This is a genomic window from Rhodococcoides sp. S146-33, assembly GCF_059489205.1.
In genome coordinates, this window is sequence record NZ_JCAJWY010000003.1 from 29,764 (window position 1) to 39,930 (window position 10,167).

At 65.1% G+C, this 10,167-nt stretch carries 8 protein-coding genes; 4 read left to right on the forward strand and 4 right to left on the reverse strand.

From position 1 onward, the window contains the following. Positions 1–40 precede the first annotated feature (40 nt). Positions 41–1,054, reverse strand: a complete 1,014-nt coding sequence (locus AC5WEY_RS15800) for a threonine aldolase family protein (protein WP_495646614.1) — start codon at positions 1,052–1,054, stop codon at positions 41–43. Positions 1,055–1,121: 67 nt separating this feature from the next. Between AC5WEY_RS15800 and AC5WEY_RS15805 the strand changes: the two genes are divergently transcribed. After that, on the forward strand, positions 1,122–1,760 hold the full coding sequence (locus tag AC5WEY_RS15805; protein ID WP_057476333.1) for a TetR/AcrR family transcriptional regulator: 639 nt from the start codon (positions 1,122–1,124) through the stop codon (positions 1,758–1,760). Between the two features lie 104 nt (positions 1,761–1,864). On the opposite strand, the gene AC5WEY_RS15810 is transcribed toward AC5WEY_RS15805, so the two are convergent. Then, on the reverse strand, positions 1,865–2,515 hold the full coding sequence (locus AC5WEY_RS15810; RefSeq protein WP_495646615.1) for a DsbA family oxidoreductase: 651 nt from the start codon (positions 2,513–2,515) through the stop codon (positions 1,865–1,867). Between the two features lie 107 nt (positions 2,516–2,622). On the opposite strand from AC5WEY_RS15810, the gene purB reads away from it, so the two are divergent. After that, complete coding sequence (gene purB, locus AC5WEY_RS15815) at positions 2,623–4,041, forward strand: adenylosuccinate lyase (RefSeq protein WP_057476334.1); 1,419 nt, start codon at positions 2,623–2,625, stop codon at positions 4,039–4,041. Here purB and AC5WEY_RS15820 read toward each other — a convergent pair whose 3' ends face one another. Continuing rightward, positions 4,042–4,848 carry an HAD-IIA family hydrolase gene (locus AC5WEY_RS15820; protein ID WP_495646616.1) on the reverse strand — a complete coding sequence of 269 codons (807 nt, stop codon included), beginning with the start codon at positions 4,846–4,848 and terminating at the stop codon, positions 4,042–4,044. Between the two features lie 67 nt (positions 4,849–4,915). On the opposite strand from AC5WEY_RS15820, the gene AC5WEY_RS15825 reads away from it, so the two are divergent. Next, on the forward strand, positions 4,916–5,341 hold the full coding sequence (locus tag AC5WEY_RS15825; RefSeq protein ID WP_057476336.1) for an HIT family protein: 426 nt from the start codon (positions 4,916–4,918) through the stop codon (positions 5,339–5,341). Here the strand turns inward: AC5WEY_RS15825 and AC5WEY_RS15830 are convergent. Then, entirely contained in the window at positions 5,328–6,386 is a 1,059-nt protein-coding gene (locus AC5WEY_RS15830; protein ID WP_495646617.1) for an ABC transporter substrate-binding protein, read from the reverse strand. The two genes, AC5WEY_RS15825 and AC5WEY_RS15830, sit on opposite strands and share 14 nt — an antisense overlap. Positions 6,387–6,638: 252 nt before the next feature. On the opposite strand from AC5WEY_RS15830, the gene AC5WEY_RS15835 reads away from it, so the two are divergent. Next, positions 6,639–10,139 carry a non-ribosomal peptide synthetase gene (locus tag AC5WEY_RS15835; RefSeq protein ID WP_495646618.1) on the forward strand — a complete coding sequence of 1,167 codons (3,501 nt, stop codon included), beginning with the start codon at positions 6,639–6,641 and terminating at the stop codon, positions 10,137–10,139. The last annotated feature ends 28 nt before the right edge of the window (positions 10,140–10,167 follow it).

Below are 10,167 nucleotides of genomic sequence, written 5' to 3' on the forward strand. Positions count from 1 at the left end.
GCAGGAGTGGAGCCTGCGGAACGACAGGAAGGCGCTGCGTTCACATGCGGCGCAGCCGCTCCAGCACCTCGGAAATGTCGACGGCGGAGACGTCGCGGTGCGTCACGAAGCGCACCTTGCCCGCAACGGTCACCGCGGCGATGCCCAACTCGGCCAGCTCGCTCACCGTGTGCGCTGGGTCTTCCACAGTGGCCAGCACAATGTTGGTTTCGGGGTTCGGCACGTCCCAGCCCCGCTCGCGCAGACCGGAAGCGAGGGTTGCCGCGTTGGCATGGTCCTCGGCCAGATCACCGATTCGATCCAGCGCGACGAGCCCCGCCGCAGCCAGAATGCCACCCTGACGAACCCCGCCGCCCAACATCTTTCGGACGCGTCGGGCCTCGTGGATTCTCGCGGCGTCGGAGACCAACATCGAGCCGACGGGCGCTCCGAGGCCCTTGCTCAGGCACACCTGCACCGTATCGGCGCCCGCAGTCAACGACGCGATCGGAACATTCTGGGCCACAGCGGCATTCCACAGTCGCGCACCATCGAGGTGAATCTTCAGACCCGAGTCACGCCCGGCAGCAACGAGTCCCGCCCACTCGTCCGGTCCGAAGACAGTACCGCCGGCGAAGTTGTGGGTGTTCTCGAGCGAGAGCAGCGTAGTCCGCAGCGCGAAGTACGGCCCTGCGCCGCCGGCCTTGGCGCGCACGGTCGACGCGAGGGGACGGCCAGGGCCTGCGTCGTGGGGCAGTGCGTCGGGCATCCCGCCTGCCAACCACGCCGCGGTGCCGAGCTCGGATCCCAGCACGTGCGCGTGCTCGGGGGCCAGGAACCGATCGCCGCGCTGCAGATGCAGCATCAGCGCGATGATGTTGCCCATCGATCCCGACGGGACCCACAGTGCCGACTCGAATCCGAGCATGCCTGCGACTGCCTCTTCCAGTGCCGCCATCGTGGGGTCGTGATCGAGGACGTCGTCGCCCACTTCGGCGTCGGCCATGGCTTTTCGCATGACCGAATCCGGTCGGGTGATGGTGTCGGAGCGGAGGTCGATCGTTCTGTGTGCCACGGGTAACGACAATTCCATAGCTCGAAAGCAGTCCGACGAACGCCCTCGAGCTGGCACGATGACTTGAATGTCCGCAGGTCCGACCGAGTCGCATCACAAGGTGTCGGGTGCGACTCCGAAGGGGGTGCGCCGCCGGCAGGCATTGGCGTCGGCCGCTGCGGACCTCCTCGTCGAGGGTGGCTTCGACGCGGTTCGGCACCGATCCGTGGCCTCGCGAGCCGGGTTGCCGCTGGCGTCGACCACGTACTACTTCGAGTCCCTCGGAGACCTGGTGGCGGCGGCCGTCGACGTCGTCGGAACCCGTGAGATCGACGTCATGCGCGGTCGTATCGAGGACGAGGGCACGTGCTCGAACAAGATGGAATCGACGGTCGACCTCATCGTCGACCTGCTCATCGGGCCACAGGTCGGACACGAGCAACTGATCGCGCGATACGAACGCTTCATCGCGTCGGCCCGGCATCCCGAACTGCGAGAAGTGCAACTGCGGCTACGCGCCCAGATCGACGACCTCCTCACCGACGTGCTGCGTCGATCGGGCCGAACCGTGCAGGAAGAGCAGCTACGACGACTCGTCGCGGTGGTCGACGGAGCAGTGGTGGGTGCGCTCAGCGAAGTGGACCCAGACCCTCGTGACATGGCCCGAAGCATGCTCTTGGCCGTCATCGACGTGGTCGCTCCAGCGGAACAGGTACCGGCCGAGTGACTATTCGGTCTCGCCGGAGTCCGTGTCGCGGGTGGGTGGCACCTCGCACACGCCGTCCGCGCAGACGAGGCCGTGTTCGTCGCCGACCGTCTCCAGAGGACCGGTCATGAGTCGGCCGCGGCTTTCTGCAGGACATCTGCGAACACCGACGGGTCCTGCGCACCGGAGACACCGAACCGTCCGTCGATCACGAAGAACGGCACTCCACTGATCCCGTAGGCGATGGCCTGCTCCTTGTCCGCGCGCACTGCCGGCAGGAACTCCTCGGACTTCAGCGCCTCGAGCACCTCGTCACGGTCCAGGCCGATCTCTGCGGCCAGGTCGGCGAGTTCATCGATGCGGCCGACATGGCGGCCCTCCTCGAAGTAGGCCGCCAGGAGCCGTTCCTTCATCTCGACCTGCTTGCCCTTGGATTTGGCGAAGTGCAGGAGCTCGTGCGCCTTGACGGTGTTGGTGTGCTGCAGGGCGTCGAAGTCGTACGTGAGCCCCTCGCCTGCAGCCAGCTCGGTCATCTGGCCCAGCATCTGCGTGACCTGGGCGGCCGGCATGCCTTTGTGAGAGACGAGGAAGTCGACCTCGCTGCCGTCGAAGTCGACCGGTGTGTCGGGTGCCAGCTCGAACGAGTGGAACTCCACCTCGAGCGTTCCGCCACCGGCGGTGAACTCCGCGGCGGCTGCCTCGAAACGCCGTTTGCCGACGAAGCACCACGGGCACGCTATGTCGGACCAGATATCGACCTTCACTGTTCGGCTCACCACGCATGCAACATCGGAATGAGCTGCGGGTATTCCAGCGGCAGGCGAGAGTAAACAGTGCAGTCGTCTGCCGAGACCGACAACTGCGCCACGTAAGCTGGACGCTCGTGAGCATCCCGAATGTCCTGGCCACCCGTTACGCGAGTCCCGAACTGGTGGCGCTGTGGTCGCCGGAGCACAAGATCGCCCTGGAACGCCAGTTGTGGATCGCCGTGCTGCGTGCACAATCCTCACTCGGAGTGGACGTCCCCAACGCCGCGATCGACGACTACGAGGCCGTTGTCGACCAGGTCGATCTTGCGTCGATCGCCGAGCGCGAACGGGTCACCCGACACGACGTCAAGGCTCGAATCGAGGAGTTCAACGCCCTCGCCGGCCACGAGCACATCCACAAGGGACTCACCAGCCGCGACCTCACCGAGAATGTCGAGCAGCTGCAGATCCTGCGCTCGCTCGAACACGTGCACGCGCATGGCGTCGCCGTTGCGAAGCGGCTGGCCGAACGCGCCGCCGAGTACTCCTCGCTCGTCATGGCCGGCCGCAGCCACAACGTTGCAGCTCAGGCGACGACGCTGGGCAAGCGCTTCGCGTCCGCCGCCGACGAGCTGCTGCTGGCACTGGCCCGGGTCCAGGAACTGATCGCCCGTTACCCGCTGCGCGGAATCAAGGGTCCGATGGGTACCTCGCAGGACATGCTCGATCTTTTCGGCGGTGACTCCGCCAAGCTCGTCGCGCTCGAGCGCATTGTCGCCGATCACCTCGGTTTCCGGCACACGCTCACCAGCGTCGGCCAGGTGTATCCGCGTTCGCTCGATCACGAGGTCGTCTCCGCGCTGGTTCAGATCGGTGCCGGACCGTCCTCGTTCGCGCATACCGTCCGCCTGATGGCCGGGCACGAGCTCGTCACCGAGGGCTTTCAGGCCGGACAGGTCGGCTCCTCGGCGATGCCGCACAAGATGAACACCCGCTCGTGCGAGCGTGTCAATGGCCTGCAGGTGGTGCTGCGCGGCTACGGATCGATGGCCGCCGAGCTCGCCGGAGCGCAGTGGAACGAGGGTGACGTCTTCTGTTCCGTCGTGCGCCGCGTCGCGCTGCCCGACGCCTTCTTCGCCATCGACGGTCTCATCGAGACCTTCCTGACAGTGCTCGACGAATTCGGTGCCTACCCGGCCGTCATCGCGAAGGAACTCGACCGGTACCTGCCGTTCCTCGCGACGACGAAGGTGCTCATGGCCGCCGTGCGCGCGGGCGTCGGCCGCGAGACCGCGCACGAGGCGATCAAGGAGCACGCCGTCGCCGTTGCACTGGCGATGCGTGAGCAGGGACAAGAACCCGACCTGCTCGACCGCCTCGCCGCAGACGATCGACTCCCACTCGACCGCGCTGCCCTCGATGCGGCACTGGCCGACAAGACGGCCTTCATCGGTGCAGCCGACGCCCAGGTCAGTGCTGTCGTCTCGGCCGTGGAGCGGTTGATCGCGAAGTTCCCCGGCGGAGCGTCCTACAGCCCGTCGCCGATTCTGTAGTCAGGCCAGGACCAGTCGGTTCAGGACGTCGGGGAGGTCAGCGACGGAGTCGATCACGTGGTCGGGCTCCATCGCGAATTCGTCCGTGATGCGTCGATCCAACGCGTCCTGCTGGAACTTCCCGGTGCGCACCAGCACCCCCGTCATGCCGACGACCTGGGCGGCGAGAACGTCATTGTCCAGGTCGTCGCCGACCATCACGACATCGTCCGGGTCCACGCCCATCCGCTCGGATGCCGTCCTGAAGCCCAGCGGAGCCGGCTTCCCGATGGCCTTCGCGGTATGGCCCGACGCCTGTTCCATTCCGGCCAGATACATGCCGGTGTCGATGCGCAGACCGGCTCCCGTGCTCCACATCAACGACCTGTGCATCGCGACGACGGGTATGCCGCGGCACAACCAGTCGTAGACGCGACTGAGACGTTCGTGGGTGAACTCGGGACCGGCACCGCCGACCACCACGACGTCGGGATCCTCGGACGTCTCGTCGACGAACTCGATGCCCGGCATGTCGCTTGCGATCTCGCCGTTGTTGATCAGTACCACCCGCGAGTCCGGATAGTTCTCGCGTAGATGATCCGCGGTGAGCGACGCGGCAGTGACGATCTCGTCGGAATGGACGTCGAGGCCGACATCGCGCAACGCAACGGCGATCTGCTCACGCGTCTTGGACGTCGTGTTGGTCAGAAACGCGCGGGCAATGTCCTTGCTGTCCAGAAACTTCAGCGTTTCCGCGGCTCCGGGCACCGCCTGCCACGACGTCACCAGAACGCCGTCGATGTCGAAGAGAACCCCGCCGATACCCATCGGCAAACAGTAGTCTCCGGGTCCGGTCACCGCAGCGTCAGCAGACCAGCGCCTACGCTCAGGGATTGTGAATCCATACACAATCTTCGCCGAGATCATTGCCGGGACGGCCGAGTCCTCCCGTGTGTACGAGGACGAGACAATGGTCGCGTTCATGGACATTCGACCGCTCACCAGCGGACACGTGCTGGTGGTGCCCAGGGAGCAATTCCGAACGCTGGCGGAGTTGCCACCGGAAGTCGGCGCCCACCTGTTCGTCGTCGGTCAGAAGGTGGCTGCCGCTGTGCGCGAAAGTAATCCACGTGTCGCCGGCGTCAACCTGTTTCTCGCCGACGGGACGGTCGCGGGCCAAGAGATCTTCCATGTGCATCTGCATGTGATCCCACGGATGATCGGCGACGGCTTCGGCCTCCGTGCTCGACCGTCGTCGCCGCAGCGATCCGAACTGGACCGACGAGCTGCGGAGATTGCTGCCGCGATTACTCGTCAGTGACCTTCTGGGCCTTGGACAGTGCGTCCGCGTAGACGTTGATCGTGTTGGTGTAGCGGCTGTAGCTCTTGTTGGCACCGTAGTCCCAGAGCACCATCTGTTGCGTGTCGACGGCCGCGATGGTGTCGAATCCGGGGTAGCGGCTGGGGATGTCGGCAAGCTTCACGTCAGCTGCGTTGGCGACGTCGTGGTAGACGAATGCGACATCGGCATCGACGGTCGACACGTTCTCCCAGGACACCTTCTTCCAGTACCCGTCATCGGTGCCGTCGGGGGTGTACATCTTCAGGCCCCAACTTCGGTAGTCGCTGAAGTCCGGGTCCGCGGACGGGTCGAGTACGTAGGCGACGTCGAGGGGCCAGACTCCGACTCCCGTGAGGTCATGCCGTTCGGAGGCAACCTTCTCGAAGTTGTCGACGGCAGCGTCGTACTCGGCCTTGATGTCTGCCAGTTTCGGGGTGTCGAGATCGACTCCGAGTGAGGACGCGAGTCCGGCGTAGTTCTCGATGGTCTGTGCGGTCGATGTCGTATCCAAGGTGACGCCCAGGGTGGGAGCGAGCTGATCGATGGTGTCGGCCTTGGACGCGTCGGCCGTGGTGGTCAGCTTGCCGAATTGGCCGAATCGTGGGTTGAACTCGCCGATGACAAGATCCGGTTCGAGGGCGGCGGCTTTCTCGAAATCGAATGCGCCCCAGCTCTCGCCGACCGATTCGATGCCGGTGAGGTCGGAGCAACTCAGAATGGGGCTGGTGCCCAGCGGAGTCGTCGACCAGATAGCGATGGGCTTGATTCCGTACGACAGCAGCGCCGCGGCCGATTCTTCGTCGGCGATGATTCTGGTCGGTTGGGAATCGAGCGAAATGGTCCGTCCGCGGCCGTCGGTAAACATGAACGGTCCCGACGCTCGGTCGACTGCGTCGACGCGGTCGTTCTCGCCGCACGCGGCGGGGTTCGCGTTCAGGTCGACGATCGGTGCGCCGCGGCTTTCCTGTTCGCTGCTGCATGCGGCCGCAGTGAAGAAGACGAGGACCGCAATGCTCCCGGTCAAGACACGTGGACGGGACCCGAACCGGCCGGTGCTGCGTATTCGATGAGAGATCATGTGTCGCTTTCGTCTTGGTTTGTCGGCCAGAAGCCGGGTGCGGTGGTGCAGGTGCCGTCCACGTCTCGGTGCCGACAGATGTTAGCCTCCTCAGGGTCGACTAAGCGAGGGTAGCCTGTCCTTATGGACGTCAGTGGCGAAACTCCTGGTCACGCCCAGTACGACGCAGAGTGCAGCCGATCGAAGGGGACACGCCGGATGGATCCGCACGGAATCGGGACCGAAAAACTGCGGGCGCAGGTCGCAGAACTGATCGGCGTCGAACCCGATTCCGTCTCGCTCGATGCGAATCTTTTCGAGTTGGGACTGGAATCGATCGTGCTGATGCGGTTGGTCGGCAGGTTCCGCAAGCAAGGTTCGGCGGTGACATTCGCCGATCTTGCTGCGCGGCCCACGGTCTCGGCCTGGTCCGAATTGGTCGGTGTCGCGGTCGAACCGGCACCAGTGTCCACTGCCACCAAGTCGAACGCGGTGAACACCGGCAGCTTCGACCTCGCGGTGCTGCAGCACGCCTACTGGATCGGCCGCAGCGCAGAGCAGCGGTTCGGCGGTGTCGCTCCGCATCTGTACACCGAGTTCGACGGCCGAGGAGTCGATCCCGATCGACTGCGCAACGCGTTCGACGCCGTTGCTCGTAGGCACGACATGCTGCGGGCTCGGATCACCGACAACGGACAACAAGTGATCGAGTCGGCCCCGGGGTGGCGCGGGTTGACCGTGCACGATCTGCGGAGGGCGGACGATGCAGCAGCCTTACTGGAGCGAACTCGGCAACGTCTGACCCATCAGATCCTCGATATCGAAGCGGGAGAGGTGTTCTCGGCAGATCTGTCGATGCTGCCGGACGGTCGAACTCGGTTGCATCTCGATATGGACATGATCGCAGGCGACGCCGTCAGCTTTCGCATTCTGGTCGCAGACCTGGCGCAGGCATACGACGGTCGGGCACTCCCCACCATCGACTACAGCTACGAGCGTTACCTTGCCGACCGGCCGGACGATCGCCGCAACGCACGTGCGCAGGCCGAACGGTACTGGTCCGACCGACTCGATTCTCTGCCCGGAGCGCCCACTCTGCCTCTGCTCGAACGTGATTCAGGCACACCCGTGGCAACGCGGCGGGCGTTTCATCTCGACTCGCATGCGTATTCGCAACTGCAATCGCAGGCTCGTGCGCACGGCGTCACTCCGGCGGCCGCGGTGGCAGCGGCCTTCGCCGAGGTGGTCGGGGCGTGGTCGCGTGAGCAACGATTCATCCTCAACGTTCCGATGTTCGACCGTGCCCCGACGCACCCGGCCGTCGGCGAACTGATCGGCGACTTCTCGTCCTCGGTCATGTTGGATGTCGATCTGAGCGAGAACCTGTCGTTCGCGGAGCGGTCCCGGCATCTGCGGGCACGCCTGCACGAGGACGCCTCGCACGTCGACTATTCCGGAGTGGAGGTACTTCGTGAGCTCGGTCGTCGCAGAGGGGAACCGGTACTCGCGCCCGTCGTCTTCACCAGTGCGCTCGGATTGGGCGAGCTGTTCGACGGCCGTGCGCGGGAGGTGTTCGGGGACCCGGTGTGGATCATGTCGCAGGGACCGCAGGTGGTTCTGGACGCACAGATCACCGAGCTGGACGGCGGTGTGCTGGTCAATTGGGACATTCGCGAGAACGAGTTCCTGCCAGGGGTTCCCGAGGCGATGTTCGACGCCTTCGAGTCGCTCGTTCGAGGCCTCGTCGACGAGGATGCCGTCTGGACGAAGCCGGTAGGCCGGCTGGCTCCGTCGCGTCAACTTCTCTCGCGGACCCCGGCCCGCGATGTACCGCGCACGGATGCGTCGCCGACAGTCGGGACCCAGACTCTGCACCGCGCCTTCTTCGACCGGGCGGCCGGAAAACCGGACGCGATCGCTCTCGAGTGGGGCGACGACGAGTCGATGACCTACGGCGAACTGTGCGACCGCGCTCTGAGAGTGGCTGCGGCGCTGACAGATCGCGGGGTTGCGGTGGGCGACACCGTAGGGGTGACGCTGCCGAAGGGGCCCGACCAAGTCACCGCAGTTCTCGGTGTGCTCGCCGCGGGTGGGGTGTACGTGCCGATCGGCGTCGACCAACCGGCGACTCGGACTGCGCTGATCGCTGAAAAAGCCGGCTTCACGGTGACGATCGGGGGATCGGGTGACGACGGCCTCGATGTGTCCGAGAGTGGAGCCTGCGGAATGCCCATTTCCGACGCGGTCCTCGCTGATCCTGTGACCGCACCCCATCTCGGACCCGACACCGCTCCCGCATACATGATCTTCACGTCCGGTTCGACGGGCGAACCGAAGGGTGTCGTGGTCTCACATCGTGCCGCGATGAACACGATCAGCGACCTGATAGAACGATTCGAGCTGGACGAGGACTACCGTCCGTTGTGTTTGTCCGAGTTGGACTTCGACCTGTGCACCTTCGACCTGTTCTCGGTGTTCGCGGCCGGCGGTACGGCCGTGCTCATCGAGGAACACGAGCGCAAGGATCCGCAGCGCTGGGCCGCTCTGATCCGTGCCCATCGAGTCACGGTGATCAGCTGCGTACCGCCGCTGCTGGACATGATCCTGTCCACCGGTGAAGATCTGGGCGATTCGCTCGAGGTCGTCATGCTCGGCGGCGACAAGGTGGGTATCGATCTCTACCGCCGGTTGACGATGGCGGTTCCTGGGTGCCGGTTCGCCGGGCTCGGTGGCGCTACGGAAACCGCGATCCACAACAGCATCTGTGAGGTCGTGGACGTCGATCCGAACTGGCGCACAGTCCCGTTCGGTGTGCCGCTGCGGTCCATGGCGCTTCGGGTCGTCGATGCGCGTGGGAACCAGGTGCCGGACTTTGTGCGCGGCGAGCTGTGGGTGGCGGGCGTCGGTCTCGCCGACGGCTACCTGGGCGATCCCGAGCGTACGAACGAGCGCTTCGTCGACGCCGATGGATACCGCTGGTACCGCACCGGCGATCTGGTTCGCTACGGCACCGGCTCGATGGTCGAATTTCTTGGCCGCGTGGACAATCAGATCAAGATCAACGGATTCCGCATCGAGCTCGGCGAGATCGAGTCCGTCCTCGGCAGCGATCCCGAGGTCGTTGCCGCCGCAGCAGTTGTCGATCGCTCGGGCTCCGCCACGGTGATGGCAGCAGTGGTGCTCACCGATCGCGACGCGGACCCGGATGAGACCGTTGCGGGCATCATCGCCAGGGCTGCCGAGCGTCTGCCTGCACACATGGTGCCGGAACGGACGGTGGCACTGCGAGCCTTGCCGCTCACCGTGAACGGCAAGATCGATTCCGTGGCCATCGTCGAACAGTGCCGCGCAGCAGGTGATACCGAGCGAGTGCAGGCGCGAGTGGCCCCCAGAACCCACCTCGAGCGCGCACTCGCCTCGATCTGGCAGACGGTGCTCGGCGTCGACGAGATAGGCGTCACCGACACCCTGTTCTCGCTGGGCGGCGACTCCGTCCTCGCGACCACCATCGTGGCCCGAACGCGTGCTGCCTTCGACATCACCTCCGTCACGGTGAGGATGTTGTTCGCTGCCCCTACGGTTTCGGGGTTGGCGGAGTCGATGATCGTCGCGGCAGGCGATACCGAGCTGCTCGAGGCGACGGCAGAGATCTACGTGTCGATCGAATCCATGTCCGAGGACCAACTGCTGGCGGCCCTCGATCAGCAGCACACGCCCTGACTCGACATCACTCACACCTTCCACGATC